Below are 19,102 nucleotides of genomic sequence, written 5' to 3'. Positions count from 1 at the left end.
GAGCGCCGTCCATGCGTAGCAAACTGTTCGTCCCGGGAAGCCGTCCCGCCCTGTTCGCCAAGGCGTTGGCGAGCGATGCCGACATGCTGTCGCTCGACCTCGAAGACGCGGTGGCCGAGGCCGACAAGCAGGCAGCGCGTGCGCAGGTGGCGGCGCTGCTCAGCGGTGCGCCGCATCGCGCGGCGGGAAAGCAGATGGTGGTCCGCGTGAATGCGTGGAGCACGGCGGCGTGGGAAGCCGACCTGCGCGCGATCCTGCCGCTGGACATCGATCTGCTCAATCTTCCGAAAATCGAGTCGGCGGAACAGCTCAGGCAGGCGGTCGCCGAGATCGAAGCGATCGAGGTGCGCCTGCCTTCGCGCAGGGCGATCGGGCTGCTGGTCAATATCGAGACGCCGCGCGCGCTCCGGCATGCGGTCGCCATCGCGAAGGCGCATCCGCGCGTGCGCGGCCTGCAGCTGGGGCTGGGCGATCTGTTCGAGCCCCACGGCATCCGCCGCGATGACCTGCGCAACGTGCACGCCACCCAGTATGCGCTGCGCCTCGCCGCCGCAGAGGCGGGCGTGTTCGCCTACGACGCCGCTTTCCCGGGATTGGACGACGAGGCAGGCTTCCGTACCGAGGCGGAGTCCGCGCGGGCGCTTGGTTATCTGGGCAAGAGTTGCGTGCATCCGCGCCAGGTGGCGTGGGCCAACGCCGTATTCGCCCCGTCCGAAGGCGAAATCGAAGCAGCCCAACGCACGGTCGACGCCGCGGAGCGCTCGGGCGAAGGCGCCTTCGCCGTCGACGGTCGCATGGTCGATGCGCCCTTCCTGGCGCGCGCGCGCGCGGTCCTTGCCCTCGCCGAAAGGGGGCGGGCGTGACGCGCGCCACCGGTGCCTGCGTGGCTGCGCTGCTGCGTCGCATGGGCAGGCTCGTGGTTCTGCTCCCGCTGTTCCTCCTCAGCACCGCGCTGTTGCCAGCGCAGGCGGAAAGCCTGGCCGGCGTGAATCAGTCTTCGGTGCCGGCACCGCCGGTCGAGGTGCGCGCGCTGCATACGGTGGGGCCGCATCTTGTCGCATTCGCGGATGCCGGCGCGTGGCAGTGGGTACCTGCGGAAAAGCAGTGGCGCGCCGTGGCGTTGCCGTCGAATGCCGATGCCGATGGCTGGAAGAACGCGGCCATCGGGCGGCTTTACCACGTACGCCCGTCGCCGGATGAGTCCGGCGCGATCGCGATCGCGGAGGCGACCCTTGTGGACGGTCGGCTGGCATTGCGTGATCTACCGCAGTTCCCGCTTCCGTTGGCAAGGCTGCGCGTGGCGGAAGGCGCCGGTGTGCTGCATGTCGTGGGGCAGGACGAACTGGGCGTCAATCACGTGCTCCGGCGAAGGCTGGACGCTGCAGCGGGCACGGACTGGCAATCCATGCCGGCCTGGGGCGGCGCCGGTGCCGCGGACACACTGGTCGCGCAGCGCGGTGAACTGGTCGTCACCATTGCCGGCGAGAGCGGTGACGCCTTGTGGCGGTGGTCGCCGGACCACGGTTGGCAGGCATTGCCGCCCGTGCCCGGCCGGGTGCTGGCAGCGGATGGCGCGCGCGCGGTTGGGCAGGCGCACGTGCTGTATCTGCTGCAGCCCGATGCAGCCGGTATCCGGACACCGCGCCTTGCCACCTTCCACACGGTCACGCGCGCGTGGGCGGATCTGCCTGCGCTGGCCGACACGATGCCTGCGCCGGTCACCGCGTGGGGCGCAGGCTTCGCCGGTGCGGACGCATCGGCAGGCGCGATCCGGATGGTGGAGGTCACTGCGCGCAGCCACCTGCTGAAGTGGCTGGACTGGCTGGTGATCGTGGTCTATCTGGCGGCGATGGTCGGCATCGGCATGTATTTCTACCTGCAGGAGAAACGTGCCTCCACCGCGGATTTCTTCGTGGGTGGCCGCAGCATTCCGTTCTGGGCGGCGGGGGTGAGCCTGTACGCCACCAACACCAGTTCGATCAGCTTCATCGCCATTCCGGCCAAGGCATTCGAGACGAACTGGCAGTACCTCACCAACAACCTTATCGCCGTGCTGGGCCTGATGTTCGTCGCGGTCTGGATCGTGCCGCTGCTGCGCCGGCTGGATCTGATGTCGGTGTTCTCCTATCTGGAGAAGCGCTTCCACCCCGCCATCCGCATGCTGGCCAGCGCGCTCTGCATCGCCATGCAGATCGGCAGCCGCATGAGCGTGATCCTGTTCCTGCCGGCGCTGGCCATCGCGACCATCACCGGCGTGGACGTGGTGTGGAGCATCCTGATCATGGGGGTGTTCACCATCCTGTACACCACGCTGGGCGGCATGAAGGCGGTCATCTGGACCGACTTCGTGCAGGTCTTCGTGATGTTCGGCGGCGCGATCTTCGCCATCGGCTTTATCATCTACCACCTCAATGGAGGCGTGCCTGAGCTCCTGCACGTCGCCATGGCGGAAGACAAGACGCGCCTGTTCGATTTCAGCTTCGACCTCACCAAGGCCACCGTCTGGGGCTTCATCTTCCTCGTCCTGTTCGACGTGGTGCTGACCTTCCCCAAGGACCAGGTGCTGATGCAGCGCGTACTGTCCACCAAGTCGGACAAGGAAGCGGGGCGTTCCATCTGGACTTTCGCGGCGATCATGGTGCCCGGTGGGTTCTTCTTCTACGCCATCGGCACGGCACTGTACGTCTACTACCAGTCGCACCCGGAGCGGATGAATCCATTGCTCCCCCTCGATGCCACTTTCCCCTTGTTCATCGCCGCCGAGCTCCCGATGGGCGTGACCGGCCTGATCATCGCCGGCATCTTCGCCGCCGCGATGTCCACGTTGTCCAGCATCATCAACAGCGTCTCGACCCTGGCATCGGTCGACTTCTACGAGAAGCTGGCGAAGCATCCCACGCCCAAGAAGAGCGTCCTGTTCGCGGAAGTCATGGGCGTGCTGGTCGGGCTTGCCGGCATCGGCATTGCGCTGGTGCTCTCGCGCTACGACATCCATTCGCTGTTCGACGTGTCCATCGAACTGGCCGGCTTGCTGGGCGGCGGGTTCGCGGGCGCGTACACGCTGGGCATGTTCACCCGCCGGGCGAACGCGCAAGGCGTGGCGATCGGCATCGGCGGCAGCATCGCGCTGACGCTGGTGGTGTGGTCGATGGACCTCGTGCATCCCTACTTCTATCTCGGCATCTCGATCCTGCTCTGTATCGTCATCGGCTATGCCGCCAGCTGGCTGTTCCCCCCGCCGGCGCAGTCGCTGAGCGGACTGACCATCCATCGCCAGGATGCGGTAGGCGCGACGCGCTGATGGCGCATGGGCCATATGTCCCATCGTCGTGCGGTCTGCCCTCGTGTAGCCTGAGGGCGACAAGGGGAGGCGCGTGGACACCCAGTTCCTGAATACGTTCGTGGTGGTGGCCGACCGCGGCTCGATGGCCGCGGCGGCACGCGTGCTCAACATCACGCCGGCGGCCGTGGCGCAGCAGATCCGCACCCTCGAACGCGAACTCGGCGCGCCGCTCATCGCGCGTGCCGGCCGTACCGTCAGCCTGACCGAAGAGGGTTCGCGCATCCTGCAGCGGGCGCGCGACCTGCTGCGTGACGTGGCCGACATGCGCAGCGTCGCCAACGACAGCGAAGTCTCCGGCGAATTGCGCCTGGGCGCGTGCCCCACCGCGCTCGCGGGGATGTTGCCGGACATCCTGGCGCGGATGGTCGACAAGTTCCCGCAGATCAACGTCTACATCCGCCCCGGCTATTCGGCCGAGCTGTACCGCGCGGTGGAAACCGGCGAACTCGATGCGGCGCTGGTGCTGCAGGCGCCGTACAACCTGCCCAAGACCTGTGATTGGCAGCTGTTGCGCGAAGAGCCGCTGGTGATGATCGCGCCTGCGCGCATGGCCGGCCGGGATCCGCACGACCTGCTGCGCGAGGAACCGTTGATCCGCTACGACCGCAACCAGTGGGGTGGGCGGGTTGCCGACGACTACCTGCGCCGCGCAGGCATCGTGCCGCGCGAGCGCTTCGAACTGAACGGCCTGAATGCCATCGCCGTGATGGTGGACCGCGGCCTGGGCGTGTCGCTGGTGCCGGACTGGGCACGTCCGTGGCCGGAGGGCCTGGACCTGCTTCGCATCCCCCTGCCGCTGGCGAGCGAACCCCGACGGATCGGCATGGTGTGGTCGCGTTCCACGGTGCGTATCCGCCTGGTCACCGTGCTGCTGCAGGAGAGCCGCGTCGCCACCGGGCAGGCCTGATCGCCGTGCGATGTTGCAGTGCACGCTACAAAAACTAGCCTGTGAACATATCCGCGGACGATTCTTCCGTGACGGCCGTCCACCTAGGCTTTGAGCATCGTCGGGTTCAAGCGTCTGGGAGGAACGCTGGGCACGCCGGCCGTCCCTTGCGGCCTTTCTTGCACGCACATCCCTGTCACGGAACGGTCGCCTGCTGTGCCGCCGTGCCGTCCACCGAAGCATTCCGAGAACTGACCATGAAACAGGTACCCGCCGCGTTCGGCGTTTTCCTGCTGGCTGCCGCCGTCAGCGCCAGCGTCCAGGCCCAACAGAACACCCCGCTGCCGCAGGACGCGGCAGCCGAAGAAGAACGGGCGAAGGATGCCGTCGACCTGGACCAGGTGATCGTGACGGGTGTGCGTACACCGAAGGCCGTGGACAAGATTCCGGGCGCCATCACCCTGGTATCGCGTGAAGAGATCCAGCACACCCTGCTGGTGACCGAGGATGCCACCGCCGTGCTCGCGCGCACGGTTCCCGGATACGCGGAATCGTCGCAGGCGATGAGCAATACCGGCGAGACGCTGCGTGGCCGCATCGCGCTGCGCCTGTTCGATGGCGTGCCGCAGGGTTCGCCGCTGCGCGAGGGTGGACGCAACGCGACGTTCACCGACATGGGCATGGTCGGCCGCATCGAGGTCATCAACGGGCCGTCGGCGTCCGAAGGCATCGGCGCCGCTGGCGGCATCATCAACTACCTCTCCAAGGTGCCGGAGAAGGAAGGCCACGAGACCACGGTGGTGTCGCGATATTCCAGCCAGTTCGGCGACGACAGCGCAGGCTGGAAGCTGGGCGTCAACCACGCCTACAAGCAGGACAACGTGGATTTCCTGGGCGGCGCATCGGTCATCGACCGCGGCATTTCGTACGACGGCAATGGTCGCCGCATCGGCATGAACACCAGCGGTTCGGTGTCCGATTCCGAGGCAAAGAACCTGTTCCTGAAGGGAGGCATCAACTTCGGCGAAAGCGGCGAGCAGCGCCTGCAGGCGACCCTGAGCCACTTCAAGATCGAGGGCAAGGGCAACTACGTCCAGGTTGAGGGTTGCCGCTATGTTGACGAAGACTGCCCGGTGCCGGTCACCAATACGTCCGAACGCGGACAGATCTTCGGCCAGAAGGCCGAGTTCAACGACTTCAAGCAGTACGCATTGAAGTACACGCACGGCAACTTCCTCGGCGGCACGCTGGGCGTGGATGCCTACTACGCCGACCAGGCGATGCGCTACCTGCCCGAGAACGGCGACGACAAGCAGCTCGTGAAGGTGGACGACGACTTCGACGAAGCCGACCGCATCTTCGACCAGTCCGAGATCGTCACCGAGAAGAAGGGTTTCCGCATCGGCTGGACGCGTCCGGAACTGTTCAACGTATCCGGGCTGGAACTGCGGACCGGCATCGACCTGGTGAAGGACACCGCGGAGCAGCGCCTTGCGCTGACCAACCGCCTGTGGGTGCCGCCGATGGAATACGAAAGCAAGGCGCCGTACGCACAGTTGACCTGGGACATCGGGCCGGTGACGTTGAGTGGCGGCTACCGTCGCGAAGATGGCGACCTGCACGTGGACAGCTACACCACCACCGCCTACCGCAACAGCGTGGACGTGCAGGGCGGCGGCGTGCAGTACAAGGAGAACCTGGTCAACTACGGCGCGATCTGGCGCATCACCGACGAGTGGTCGGTGTTCGGCTCGTATGGCGAGGGGTTTGGCCTGCCGAACATCGGCATTCCGCTGCGCAACATCAGCGTGCCGGGACAGTCGGTTGACCGTATCGCGGACATCGCGGCCATCGTGGTGGAAAACACGGAGTTCGGCGTCAACTGGCGCGGGCAGCACGGCTCGTTCAGCGCGTCGCACTATGACTCGGAGACGCCGTTCGGCACATCGCTCGCCATCGATCCCAACAACAACGATTTCATCCTCACCCGTGCCCCCACCCGCATCAAAGGCATCGAGGTAAGTGGCGACTGGCGTTTCAACGAGCAATGGAAGGTCAGTGCGTTGTACTCGCGGATCCGCGGCAAGACCGCGTTCTGGGCCGCAGCGCCAAACGGCGACTACGGTGCCGGCGGGTTGAACAAGCCGATGGGCGTGCTGGACATCAATCCGGACAAGATCTCGGCGTCGGTGACATGGAATTTCCTGCCCAACGGCAACGTGACGCTGGGCGCGACGCGACTGGCGGACCGTCATCTTTCGGGAAGCGACGTTCGGGATTTCGACGGGCGGGAATTCGAGTATGAAGAGAACACCTACGGCTACACTCTGTTCGACCTGGGTGTGAACTACGAGACCGAACGCTTCGGCAAGTTCTCGCTCGGCATCGAAAACCTGACCGACAAGCAGTACATCCTCAGCTGGTCGCAGCTGGAGGGCTTCCAGAACTACTGGGCGGGCCGTGGCAGGATGGTGTCCATCACCCACACCATCACGTTCTGATCTTGGATCCTTCGCTGTCCCCACGGCAGATGCTGGCCAACCGTGTCGCCTCCGCGCCACCTGCACACGCAGGTGGCCGTCGGCGACCGTCGTGGTGGGGTCTTGTGCTGCTCACGCTGCCGTGGTTCGCCGCGGCGCAGCCGGCGGCATCCCTCGATCGCCTGGACGAATACCTCCAGCGGACGACGGACGAAGCGGGATACCTGGGCGTGGTGGCCGACGTCTGGCAGAAGGATGCGCAGGTCTATCACCGGGCCATGGGCGAGGCCGACCTGCAAGGCACGCCCCTGCGCGAAGATGCGATCTTCCGCATCTATTCCATGACCAAGCCGATCACCTCGGTGGCGGCGTTGATGCTGGTGGAGGAGGGCAGGTTGCGGCTGGATGATCCGGTCGCGCGCTATCTGCCCGGGTTCACGGGGTTGCAGCGCGTGGCTGGCGGCGACGAGGCGGAGCCGCAGCTCATGGCGGTGCATCGTCCCCTGACCGTGCGCCATCTGTTGACCCACACGGCGGGCTTTGCCACTGGCGGCGACGATATCCGGGTGGCGTCGGCATTGTTTCAGCAGCAGGCGCCGGAAGACGCGGAAGATCTGGCGGACTACGCACGCCGTGTCGCACGCGCGCCGTTGGCCGATGAACCCGGTACCCGGTTCCGGTACGACGGCGTCAACAGCGAGGTACTGGCGCGGGTCGTCGAGGTGGCCGGTGGGACGCCGTTCGATGTGTTCCTGCAGTCGCGGATCTTCGCGCCCCTCGGCATGCGCGACACCGGCTTCCAGGTGCCGGCATCGCAGCGCGGGCGGATCATGGCGCTGACCACGCGCAACGCCGAGGGCCATCGCGTGCCGGCGGATACGCCTTCCGCGCGTGAGCCGGGCATTCCGCTGCGTGCCTACCGCAGCGGCGCGGGCGGACTGTACTCGACGGCTGCCGATTACCTGCGTTTTGCGCGCATGCTCGCCAACGGCGGGGAACTGGATGGCATCCGCCTGCTCCAGCCATCGACCGTCGACCAGATGATGCAGGACCAGCTCGTGCGTTTCGATCCGCCGGTCGCCTACCCGGAGGCGGGCGAAGGTTTTGGCCTGGGCGGCTACGTGGTCACCGATACCGCGAAGACCACGCGACCTGGCTCGCAGGGGCAGTTCGGCTGGTCCGGCGCTGCGTCCACGTGGTTCACCATCGACCGTGGCCGCAGGCTGGTGATCGTGCTCATGTCGCAGCACCTGCCGACGGACGGCGCCCCTGCGCTGCCGAAGATCGCGGCGCCGTTCTACCGGCAGGTCTATTCAACGGTGTCGCCATGAAGGCGCCGGTACTGGTGGCCGGTTCGGCCAACCTGGATTTCGTTGTCCGCGCGCCGCATGTGCCCGCGCCGGGCGAAACCGTGCTCGGTCGCGACTTCGCCACCTTCCCCGGCGGCAAGGGCGCCAATCAGGCCGTGGCCTGCGCGCGCGCGGGTGGCGTGGCGACGCGCATGCTGCTGGCACTCGGCGATGATCCCTACGCCACGGTGCTGGAAGCCGCACTGGTAGATGCCGGCGTGGCGACGCACATCGTCCGCGCGCCCGATGTCGCCAGCGGTACCGCCTTCATCTGCCTGTCCGACGACGCGGAAAATGCGATCACCGTGGCGCCGGGCGCAAATGCTGCCCTGCGCCCGCACCACCTGCCTTCCCTATTCGGTGTCACCCACCTGCTGCTCCAACTTGAAACGCCACTGGATGCCGTGGCGAGCTTCGCACACGTGGCACACGCCGCCGGCGTGCACGTGCTGCTGAACGCCGCGCCCGCCACCGCGCTTCCGCCCTTGTTGCTGCAGGACGTCGACCTGCTGGTGGTCAACGAAGGCGAACTTGCCGCGCTCGCCGGTCCCGGCACGCTGGTCGCGCAGATGTCGCGCCTCCCGGTGCCGTGCGTGGTCGCCACACTGGGCGCCCGCGGCTGTGTCGCCAGGCGCGGGGGCGAACTGTTCCTGCAGCCGGCGTTCCGCATCGATGCCGTGGATACCACGGCTGCGGGCGATACGTTCTGCGGTGCGCTCGCCGCCCGGCTGGCGCAGCATGCACCGCTTGCGGACGCGTTACGCTTCGCCAGTGCGGCATCGGCCCTGGCATGCACGCGCCTGGGTGCACAGGCCAGCATCCCGGCGCGCGACGAGGTCGATGCATGGCTGGCCGCGCAGGTCGAAGCGCCCGACCACAAGGCTGCCCTCGCCGCGTACTGCGGTATCACCGGTTCCGATTGAAAGACCCATCCCATGAATTCCCCCACGCCCCCCGATCCTTCCGACACACCGGACGCCACCGACGCGCTGCCATCGCCGGTGAAGACCGAATACAAGTTCTCCCACGTCACCACCCAGCGCTACCTGCCCACGCCGGGCAAGGCGCCGGGCTGGCCGTTCGCCGACATCGGCCAGTGGAAGATCGATGCCAACGCCTCGGCCGACGACTGGGTCGCGGAACTGAAGGACTGGCGTCGCGAGCACCTGACCCGCATCGGCTACGACGACGCCAACTACCGCCGGCCGGAACTGCAATGGGCGCAGCGCAACTTCGTGCATGCGCAGGTGATGGTCGAGGACCGGTACCTCTACGATCCCGTCGCCGGCCGATATACGGTCGATCGCTACCTCGATGACCTGGAAGCGCGCTTCGGCGGCCTCGACAGCGTGCTGCTGTGGTGCGTGTATCCCAACATCGGCGTGGATGATCGCAACCAGTTCGACCTGGCGCGCAGCCTGCCGGGCGGACTGGACGCCCTGCGCGGTGCCGTCGACGACTTCCATCGCCGCGGCGTGCGCGTCTTCCTCACCACGATGCCGTGGGACAACGGCACCCGCGACGAAGGCGAGCCGGACTGGCAGGCCATCGCGAAGATCGTCAAGGCGGTGGGTGCGGACGGCATCAACGGCGACACCTACAACGGCGTGCCGCGTGCGTTCTTCGACGCCTGCGATGCGCTGGGCCATCCGGTGGTGGTGCAGCCGGAATCCACGATCAGCGCCGAGGAGCACCTGATCTGGAACGTGCAGAGCTGGGGCAAGAAGGCGCCGAACGAAGTCGTGCCGCCGGTGGCGAAGTTCAAGTGGCTGGAACCGCGCCACATGATCAACTACGAGAACCGCTGGGGCCGCGACCGCAACCACGACCTGCAGTACATCTTCTTCAATGGCGTGGGCTACAACGCGTGGGAAAATGTCTGGGGCCTGTGGAACCAGCTGACCCCGCGCGATGCCGAATCGCTGCGCCGCATCGCCACCCTCTACCGCCGCTTCGCGCCGCTGCTGGTCAGCCTGGACTGGCGCCCGTACGAGCGCACGCTGCAGGCCGGCATCTTCGCCAGCCGCTTCCCGGGCGAGGGCCGCACGTTGTGGACGCTGGTCAACCGCCACGAATATCCGATTGAAGGTGAACAGCTCGCCGTGCCGCATGCGGACGGCACGCGTTATTTCGACCTGTGGAACGGTACCGCGCTGTCGCCGCGCATCATCGACGGCCAGGCGATCCTGGAGACGACGCTGGAAGGCCGGGGTTTCGGCGCGCTGCTGGCGCTGCGCGATGGCGTGCAGGAAGAAGGCCTCGGCACGTTCCTGGCCCGGATGGCCGAACGCGCCGCTACGCCGCTGGCATCGCTGTCCGCGCACTGGACCGCGTTGCCGCAGGTGCTGCAGCCGACCGCGCCGACCGCACCGCAGGCCGCGGCGCCGGACGGCATGGTGACGATCCCGTCCGGCGAGTTCCTGTTCGCCGTGCAGGGTATCGAGATCGAGGGGCAGGTGTGGGAAGGCGTGGACGTGCAGTTTCCGTGGGAGCCGACCGCGCGCAGGCACCACCGCCGCCGCATGCAGATGAAGGCTTTCCACATCGACCGCCACCCGGTGACCAACGCGCAGTACAAAGCCTTCATGGACGCGACCGGCTACGCGCCGCAGGACGCGCAGCACTTCCTGCGCGACTGGCGCGAGGGTGCGCCGCAGCCCGGGTGGGAGAACAAGCCTGTCACCTGGGTGTCGCTGGAGGATGCGCGCGCCTATGCCGCCTGGGCGGGCAAGCGTCTGCCGCATGGGTGGGAATGGCAGTACGCCGCGCAGGGCACGGATGGTCGGCTGTATCCATGGGGCGATACGTGGCGCGACGACAAGGCGCCGCCGGTGTTCCGCGGCCGCACGTTGCCGCCGCCGGCCGATGTAGGCAGGTACCCCGCCGGGGCCAGCCCGTTCGGTGTGCAGGACCTGGTGGGGCACGTCTGGCAATGGACGGACGAGTTCCACGACGAGCACACCCGCGCGGCCATCGTGCGCGGTGGCAGCGACTACGAGCCGCGCACGTCGCACTGGTACTTCCCGCAGGCCAAGCGGCTGGACCAGCACGGAAAGCTCCTGCTGATGGCACCGGGCAAGGACCGCTCCGGCCGCATCGGCTTCCGTTGCGTGGTGGACGCAGGATGACCGCGACAATGCCCGACGAGGGGCTGCAGCTGCCGTCACCCGCGCAGGTCACGCTGGGCGGCGTGCTTGGCGCGGCGCTGGACGCGAACCGCGCCGGGCGCCTCCACCATTTCATCGTGGATGAGCACAGTCCCGCGATCGCCCTGTTCGCGCCGCAGCATGTCGACCACAACGAAGAGGGCGACTGGTACGGCGAACACGCCGGCAAATGGCTGGTCGCCGCTGCGCGCGCCGCCGCGCGCGACGGTGATGCCGGCCTGCAGGCGAACGTGCGCCGTGTCGCCGATTACCTGGTCTCGCGGCAGCAGCCCGACGGCTATCTGGGCAACTACGCGCCTGCGCGCCGTTTCATGCACCCGCAGCCCCCGAAGCCGCTGACGTGGGATGGCGCGCCCGCGCTGCGCACCTGGGACATCTGGACGCACAGCTACCTGATCCTCGGCCTGCTGGAAGTGCATCGCCACTTCCCGGACGCGGCCTACCTGGAGGCCGCACGCCGGATCGGCGACCTGTGCTGGCAGGTGCTGACGGAAGGCGGCATCGACATCACCACGCTGGGCAACCATCACGGCATGTCGGCGACCGTGTTGATGGATCCGGCGATGGAGCTGTACTTCGCCACGGGCGAAGCGCGCTACCTGCAGCTGGCCGAACACGTGCTGGCGCAGGCCGACGCCCACGCACCGCTGGCGCTGCTGACGCGCGCGCTGGCCGGTGCGGATGCGGCGGAGATCGCCACCGGCAAGGCCTATCAGCTGGCCTGGAACCTGGTCGGACTGGCCAAGCTGGCGCGCGCCACCGGTGAGGCGCGCTATCGCGAGGCCGTGGATCGCGTGTGGCAGAGCATCCGCGAGCGCCATCTCACCCTCGGCGGTGGCCCGTGGGGGGGCGTGGCGCATCGCTCGCGCGAAGTGTTCAATGCGCCCGGCAGCTTCAGCCCCAACGCGTACGTGGAAACCTGTTCGCTGCTGGCCTGGATCCAGCTCAACCGCGAGCTGCTGCGCTTGACCGGCGAAGCGCGCTACGCAGAGGAAATCGAGCGTACGGCCTACAACGATCTGCTCGGTGCCCACGCGCCCAATGGCGAGGACTGGTGCTACTACTCGTTCCCGAATGGCCGTCGCGTGCACACCACGTATTGGCGCTGCTGCAAGTCCAGCGGCGCGATGGCGCTGGAGGAGCTGCCCTCCATCGCGTACACGCAGGCTGGCAACGCCGTGGCCATCAATGTGTACGGACTCGGGGAAGCACGCCTGGTGCATCCCCGCGCGGGCGCATTGCGGTTGCGCCAGCACACCACGTACCCGTTCGACGGTACCGTGTCGCTGCAGGTCGAGCCGGAGCACGACGCCAGCTTCGAAGTACGCCTGCGCGTGCCCTCATGGGCGCACGGTGCCACCGTCAGCGTGAATGGCGAGGCGGTGGACGCGGACGTGGTGCCCGGCACCTTCGCCCGCGTGACGCGACGCTGGAGCGCGGGCGATCTGCTGACCATCGTGTTCCCGCTACGGCCCGTCCTGCACCACCACGCGCTGCGCAATGTGCAGGAGTCGCGCGCGCCCGACGGTGGCGACGTCAGGCAGCAGGTGCTGGACCTGCGCTACGTCGGCCTGACCCGCGGCCCCCTGGTCTACGCCACCGAACTGATCGATGGCTTCAAGACCGAAGAGACCATCCGGCTGCCGGATGGCCCGCAGGACGATTGGCTGCAGGTGCTGCCCGTCAGCGACGGCGAAGAAGGCGCGGGCATCGCCATGCAACTGGGCTATCGCGCGCCCCTGCTGTTCTGGCCGTACTACCGCGCGGGTGGCCGCGTGGATGGCGCCTGGCGCCTCACCTGGCTGTCGTTGCCGCCGGCATGAAGGCATCGGCGCTCGCAAGAATTTGTGGCAGAAGAAAGTACGGCGGCTGGCTGTATCCGGTCCGCCGCGTGGCACAGACTTGCCATCGCCGTCGTGGCGGCGGCTGAAGGAGGCTTCTCCCATGGACAACGCGTCTCCCTTCCGTTCGCGCCTGCGCCAGGGCGCTGCGGGCCCGCTCAGCGGCGTGAAGGTGCTCGACCTGAGCGCCTATATCGCCGGCCCCTACGGCTGCACGCTGCTGGCCGACCAGGGCGCGGACGTCATCAAGGTCGAGCCGCCGGACGGTGACAACCTTCGCCAGTATCCGTCCACGCTGGAAAAGGAGAGCCGCGCGTTTCTCGGGGTGAACCGCAGCAAGCAGGGCGTAGTGCTGGACCTGAAGCAGCCGGCCGACCACGCCGCGCTGCTGCGGCTGGTGCGCGAGGCCGACGTGCTGGTGCACAACTTCCGCCCCAGCGTGCCGAAGCGTCTCGGCATCGACTTCGACAGCCTGTCGGTGATCAATCCGCGCCTGATCTACTGCGCCGTCACCGGCTATGGCGAGCATGGGCCGATGAAGGACAAGGCCGGCTACGACCAGGTGCTGCAGACCATGACCGGCATGTGCACGCTGCAGGGCAAGCGCGGCGGTGCCCCCGAGATCATCTACGGCTCGGTGGTGGACTACTACGCGGCGGCGCTGCTCGCGGCCGGCGTCTCATCGGCGCTGTATGAGCGTGAACGCAGCGGGCTTGGCCAGTTCGTCGGCGTGTCGCTGCTGCGCAGTGCGTTGACCATGCAATCCGCGCGCATGATCTGGGCCGAAGGCGAGGCGCTGGACATCGGTCGCGACATGCGGTCGGGCGGCGTCACCGGCATCCATCCCGCGCGTGAGGGCTACCTGTACCTGTCCGCGAACACGCAGCGCTTCTGGAAGGCGCTGTGCCGGCTGACCGGGCTGGATGCGCTGGCAGACGATCCGCGCTACGACACCGTGCGCAAGCGGGCCCAGCACGCCGCCGACATCGTGCCGCGCCTGCACGAGGCGCTGCGCAACCGCGATGCGCTGGAATGGGAGGCGCACTTCGGCGACGAAGTGCCCTGTGCGGCGGCGCGGCGGGTGGAGGACATGTTCGAGCATCCGCAGGTGCTGGCCGAGGACATGGTGGCGGAGATCGCGCATCCGGTGATCGGCAGCTATCGCGGCGTCACCCGCCCGATCGCGTTCGGCCGCACCGTGGGGCCCGATCCGTTCGCAGCGCCCACCTTCGACCAGGATGCGGATCATGTGCTCGGCCGCAGCGGCAGGACGCGCGCGTCGGGCTGACCGCGGTTGGCCGGAGAGGTTTACGCAGACTTTACGGCGCAGCGAACAGCGTAAATAGCGCCTTTACGCGCGCGGAGAACAGACTTTCCGGGTCGGCGGACCACCCTCCGCCTGGAACCCGGACATGTCACCCGCACTCCCCCGTACCGGCAGGCGAACGCCTGCCTTGCGCGCCGCCGCAGCGCTCTCCCTCGCACTCGTCATCACCGCGCCGGCATACGCCGCCACCGGCGGCGGCTCGGCAGCGCTGACCACCGACTACGTGTGGCGCGGCACCACCCAGACACAAGGCGATCCTGCGGTGCAGGCCGGCTTCAAGGCGTCGGCCGACAACGGCCTCTACGGCGCCGTGTGGGGCTCGAACGTCGAGTTCGCGCCGGAGACCCGGGCCAGCAGTGAACTCGATGTCACCCTCGGCTGGAGCGGCAACGTCGCCGAAGACTGGGCGCTCGATGTCAACCTGACCCACTACCGCTATCCGTCCACCACCGTCGACCTCAACTGGACCGAGGCGATCGGCACGCTGACCTGGAAGCAGAACTACTGGGCGCAGCTGGGCTACTCCACAGAGGCGCTGGCCACCGACGAAGCCGGCATCTATGCACAGGTCGGCGCGAAGTTGCCGTTGAACGAGCAGGTCCGCCTGGAAGCCGCCGCCGGTTACTACTGGCTGGACGACGCCTACGACGACAGTTACGCGCATGCGCAGCTCGGCGCGGTGTGGGCATTCAAAGCGCCGTTCGAACTGCGCGTGACGGCGCACGCCACCGACAGCAGCGCCAGGGACCTGTTTCCGGGTCTGGCCGGCTCGCGCGTCGAAGCGGCGCTGCAAGCCGCGTTCTGACCGCCGCCATGGCCACCGACTTCCTCCACCTGGTGTTGGCGCTCGCGGGCGTGCTCGCCGGCGCCGGCCTCCTGTTCCTGCTGATCACGCGGCGTGCGCGCATGCCGATGGACGATACCCATGACTGAATTCCTCCTTGTCTTCGCGCTTGCGATCGCACTGGGCTGGCCGCTGGGCCGGTACCTGGCCGCGGTGATGCGCGGTGCGCCGATGCGCGGCGATGCGCTGTTCGGCTGGATCGAGCGTCCGCTGTACCGGCTGCTCGGCATTGATCCGGCGCAGGGCATGGACTGGAAGGCCTATGCGAAGGCTTTCCTGCTGAGCAACCTGGTGCTGGGCCTGCTGGCCTGGCTCGTCTTCATGACCCAGGCCTGGCTGCCGCTCAATCCCAACGACGCCCCGAACATGCGCTGGGACCTGGCGCTGCACACGATGGTGTCGTTCCTCACCAACACCAACCAGCAGCACTACTCCGGCCAGGCGCAGCTCTCGCACCTGGCGCAGATGACCGGCATCGTCGGGTTGCAGGTGGTCACGCCGATGATGGGCCTGGCGCTGGTCGTGGCGACGTTGCGCGGTTTCTTCGGTGGACGACGGAAAAATACGACGGAGGCGCAGGGCAACGGTGACGCCGATGTCGGCAATTACTGGGCCGATGTCATCCGCCCGGCCGTGCGCGTGATGCTGCCGCTGTGCCTGCTGTGGTCGGTGCTGCTGACCTGGCAGGGCGTGCCGTCCACGCTGCAGGGCGGTCCGGTGGCGACGCCCGTCGATGCCGCCGCGCAGATGGGCGAGCAGAAAATCGCGGTCGGCCCGGTCGCGCCGATGGTTGCGGCCAAGCAACTGGGCAGCAACGGCGGCGGCTGGTATGGCCCCAACAGCACCGTGCCGCTGGAGAACCCGACCCCGTTCGCCAACTTCCTGGAGACGCTGGCCATCCTGCTGATCCCGGTCGGCGTGGCTTTCATGGTCAGCGCGTTCACAGGACGGCGCAAGTTCACCGCGCTGGTGGTCGGCACAATGATGACGATGTGGATGGCGACATCGGCGCTGGCGATCTGGTCTGAAGGGCATTCGTCCACCACTCAGGACATCGCGCTGATGGAAGGCAAGGAAGTCCGCATCGGTGCCGATGCCTCAGCGTTGTGGGCTGCCACTACCACCGGCGTCAACAACGGCTCCGTCAACATGATGCTCGACTCCGCCGCGCCGCTGACCGGCCTGGTGGCTACGGGCAACATGCTGATCAACGCGGTCTGGGGGGGTGTCGGCTGCGGCCTGCAGCAGTTCCTCGTCTATCTGCTGCTCAGCGTGTTCCTGGCTGGGCTGATGACAGGCCGCACGCCGGAACTGTTCGGCCGCAAGATCGAGGCGCACGAGGTGAGGCTGCTCGCCGTGCTGGTGCTGCTGCAGCCGCTGGCGTTGCTGACGTTCACTGCGATCACCCTGGCGATTCCGTCGATTACCGGCAACTCCAATCCGTCGTTTCACGGCATCAGCCAGGTGTTCTACGAGTACACCTCCGCGTTCGCCAACAATGGTTCTGGTTTCGAGGGCCTGGGCGACGCCACGTACTGGTGGAACCTCAGCGCTTCGCTGATGCTGGCACTGGGCAGATACCCCGCTCTGATCATTCCGCTGGCCATCGCCGCCTCGCTCGCGCGCAAGCGCGCCGCACCCGAAGGCCCCGGCACGCTGCAGATCGAAACCCCCACCTTCGCACTGACGCTGATCGCGGTGGTCGTCATCCTGACCCTGCTGCAGTTCATGCCTGTGCTGGTGCTCGGCCCCGTGGCCGACCACCTCGCGCTGATCGCGTCCTGAGGACTGTTGCCATGACCGACTCCCTGCTTTCTTCCCCCCGCCGTCCCACCGCGCTGCTCGACAGCGCAGGCGTGCGTACCGCCATCGTTGCTTCTTTCATCAAGCTGGCCCCACAGCACGCCTTCAGGAACCCGGTGATGGCCGTGGTCTGGCTGGGTACGCTGCTCACGGCTGTGCTCACGCTGGCCGGCAAGGCGACACCCGGCATCGGCTGGGCGGTGACCGCCCTGTTGCTGGTCACCGTGCTGTTCGCCAACTTCGCCGAAGCCGTCGCCGAAGCGCGCGGTCGCGGCCAGGCTGCCTCGCTGCGGCGTGCCCGCAAGGATCTCGTCGCACGCCGCGTGGACACGCCACTGGGCGGCACCGAGCGGCGCATGCCGGCGGCCAACCTGAAGCCCGGCGACTACGTCATCGTGTCCGCAGGCGAGCAGATCCCCGCCGACGGCGAGATCGTCAAGGGCCTGGCCACCATCAACGAGTCTGCCGTCACCGGCGAATCCGCACCGGTGCTGCGCGAAGCCGGTACCGACCGCAGCGGCGTGATCGGCGGCACCAAGGTGCTGTCCGACGAGATCGTGGTGAAGATCACCGCCGAACCCGGCCACAGCTTCCTCGACCGCATGATCGCCCTGGTCGAGGGCGCCAACCGGCAGAAGACGCCGAACGAGATCGCGCTCGGCCTGCTGTTGGTGACGATGACGCTGACCTTCCTGATCGTCGTGGTCACGCTGCCCTTCATCGCCGGCTTCGTCGGCGCGAAGCTCGACCCGCTGCTGCTCGTCGCGCTGCTGGTCTGCCTCATCCCGACCACCATCGGCGGACTGCTGCCGGCCATCGGCATCGCTGGCATGAACCGCGCGCTGGCCGCCAACGTGCTGGCCAAGTCCGGCAAAGCGGTGGAAGTAGCCGGCGACGTCGATGTGCTGCTGCTCGACAAGACCGGCACCATCACCCACGGCGATCGCCAGGCCACGCTGTTCCACCCGCTGGCCGGCATCGATCACGCGCAGCTGCGCGATGCCGCCATGCTGTCCTCGCTCGCCGACCCCACGCCGGAAGGCAAATCCATCGTGCGCCTGGCGCGCGAGCAGGGCGCCACGCTGGTGGAACCGGCGCAGGCGCAGTTCGTCGCCTTCACCGCGCAGACGCGCATGTCCGGTGTGGACCTGGCCGGTGACGGCCCCGGTCGCGCACGCCGCATCCGCAAGGGCGCCGCCGACGCCATCCTGCAGCACGTGCAGGCGTTGGGTGGCAGTGCGCCGGCCGAACTCGCCGCGCGCGTCGAACAGGTCGCGCGCAATGGCGCCACCCCGCTGGTGGTCAGCGATGGCCAGCACGTGCTCGGCGTGGTGGAACTCTCCGACGTGGTCAAGCACGGCATCAAGGAGAAGTTCGCCCACATGCGGGCGATGGGCATCCGCACGGTGATGATCACCGGCGACAACCCGCTGACCGCCGCCGCCATCGCCGCCGAGGCCGGCGTGGATGACTACATCGCCGAGGCGCGCCCGGAGGACAAGCTGGCGCGCATCCGCCAGGAACAGGCCGGCGGCCGCCTGGTCGCGATGGTCGGCGACGGCACCAACGATGCGCCCGCGCTGGCGCAGGCCGACGTGGGCCTGGCGATGAACTCCGGCACGCAGGCGGCGAAGGAGGCGGGCAACATGGTCGACCTGGACTCCGACCCGGCCAAGCTGCTGGAGGTCGTGGAAGTCGGCAAGCAGCAGCTGATCACCCGCGGCGCGCTGACCACGTTCTCGCTGGCCAACGATGTGTCGAAGTACTTTGCCATCCTGCCGGCGCTGTTCGCGGCCGCCATCCCTTCGATGAGCGCGCTCGACGTGATGCACCTGTCCAGCCCAACGAACGCGGTACTGGCTGCGCTGATCTTCAACGCCATCATCATTCCGCTGCTGATCCCCCTGGCGCTGCGCGGCGTGCGCTTCCGCCCGGCCGGCGCCACCGCGCTGCTGCGCCGGAACATGCTGGTCTACGGCGTCGGCGGCGTGCTGCTGCCGTTCGCCGCCATCAAGCTCATCGACCTGTTGCTGGCCGCCCTCACCGGCGCCTGAGGAATTGC

Annotated in this window: 12 protein-coding genes; all 12 read left to right on the top strand. The window is 67.7% G+C overall.

Annotated features, from left to right (window positions below; all coding sequences use genetic code 11):
- Positions 1–11: 11 nt before the first annotated feature.
- The 12 genes from AC3DET_RS06030 to kdpB all read left to right on the top strand — a co-directional run bounded on the left by AC3DET_RS06030 (position 12) and on the right by kdpB (position 19,094).
- Positions 12–863, top strand: coding sequence for an HpcH/HpaI aldolase/citrate lyase family protein (locus AC3DET_RS06030; protein WP_488391014.1), 852 nt, complete (start codon positions 12–14; stop codon positions 861–863).
- Positions 860–3,301 (top strand): sodium:solute symporter family protein, encoded by a 2,442-nt coding sequence (locus tag AC3DET_RS06025; protein WP_488391013.1) that lies wholly within the window; start codon positions 860–862, stop codon positions 3,299–3,301. The genes AC3DET_RS06030 and AC3DET_RS06025 overlap by 4 nt, the downstream gene beginning before the upstream one ends.
- A gap of 73 nt (positions 3,302–3,374) precedes the next feature.
- Positions 3,375–4,250, top strand: coding sequence for a LysR substrate-binding domain-containing protein (locus AC3DET_RS06020; RefSeq protein WP_192200105.1), 876 nt, complete (start codon positions 3,375–3,377; stop codon positions 4,248–4,250).
- A 236-nt stretch (positions 4,251–4,486) separates the two neighbouring features.
- Positions 4,487–6,730 (top strand): TonB-dependent receptor, encoded by a 2,244-nt coding sequence (locus AC3DET_RS06015; protein ID WP_446537860.1) that lies wholly within the window; start codon positions 4,487–4,489, stop codon positions 6,728–6,730.
- A 2-nt stretch (positions 6,731–6,732) separates the two neighbouring features.
- Positions 6,733–8,040 carry a serine hydrolase domain-containing protein gene (locus tag AC3DET_RS06010; RefSeq protein WP_488391012.1) on the top strand — a complete coding sequence of 436 codons (1,308 nt, stop codon included), beginning with the start codon at positions 6,733–6,735 and terminating at the stop codon, positions 8,038–8,040.
- Positions 8,037–8,981, top strand: a complete 945-nt coding sequence (locus AC3DET_RS06005; protein WP_446537858.1) for a ribokinase — start codon at positions 8,037–8,039, stop codon at positions 8,979–8,981. Before AC3DET_RS06010 ends, AC3DET_RS06005 begins: the two co-directional genes overlap by 4 nt.
- Before the next feature lie 12 nt (positions 8,982–8,993).
- Entirely contained in the window at positions 8,994–11,186 is a 2,193-nt protein-coding gene (locus AC3DET_RS06000; protein ID WP_488391011.1) for a formylglycine-generating enzyme family protein, read from the top strand.
- Positions 11,183–13,048, top strand: coding sequence for a glycoside hydrolase family 127 protein (locus AC3DET_RS05995; RefSeq protein WP_488391010.1), 1,866 nt, complete (start codon positions 11,183–11,185; stop codon positions 13,046–13,048). Before AC3DET_RS06000 ends, AC3DET_RS05995 begins: the two co-directional genes overlap by 4 nt.
- A 121-nt stretch (positions 13,049–13,169) precedes the next feature.
- Positions 13,170–14,354, top strand: coding sequence for a CaiB/BaiF CoA transferase family protein (locus AC3DET_RS05990; protein ID WP_337730690.1), 1,185 nt, complete (start codon positions 13,170–13,172; stop codon positions 14,352–14,354).
- Between the two features lie 124 nt (positions 14,355–14,478).
- Positions 14,479–15,198, top strand: coding sequence for a TorF family putative porin (locus AC3DET_RS05985; protein WP_446537855.1), 720 nt, complete (start codon positions 14,479–14,481; stop codon positions 15,196–15,198).
- A 120-nt stretch (positions 15,199–15,318) separates the two neighbouring features.
- Positions 15,319–17,022 carry a potassium-transporting ATPase subunit KdpA gene (gene kdpA, locus AC3DET_RS05980; RefSeq protein WP_488391009.1) on the top strand — a complete coding sequence of 568 codons (1,704 nt, stop codon included), beginning with the start codon at positions 15,319–15,321 and terminating at the stop codon, positions 17,020–17,022.
- Between the two features lie 11 nt (positions 17,023–17,033).
- Complete coding sequence (gene kdpB / locus AC3DET_RS05975) at positions 17,034–19,094, top strand: potassium-transporting ATPase subunit KdpB (RefSeq protein ID WP_488391008.1); 2,061 nt, start codon at positions 17,034–17,036, stop codon at positions 19,092–19,094.
- The last annotated feature ends 8 nt before the right edge of the window (positions 19,095–19,102 follow it).

It is taken from the genome of Pseudoxanthomonas sp. 97-1-1, from assembly GCF_057773125.1.
This window is presented reverse-complemented; position numbering and strand designations above follow the sequence as displayed.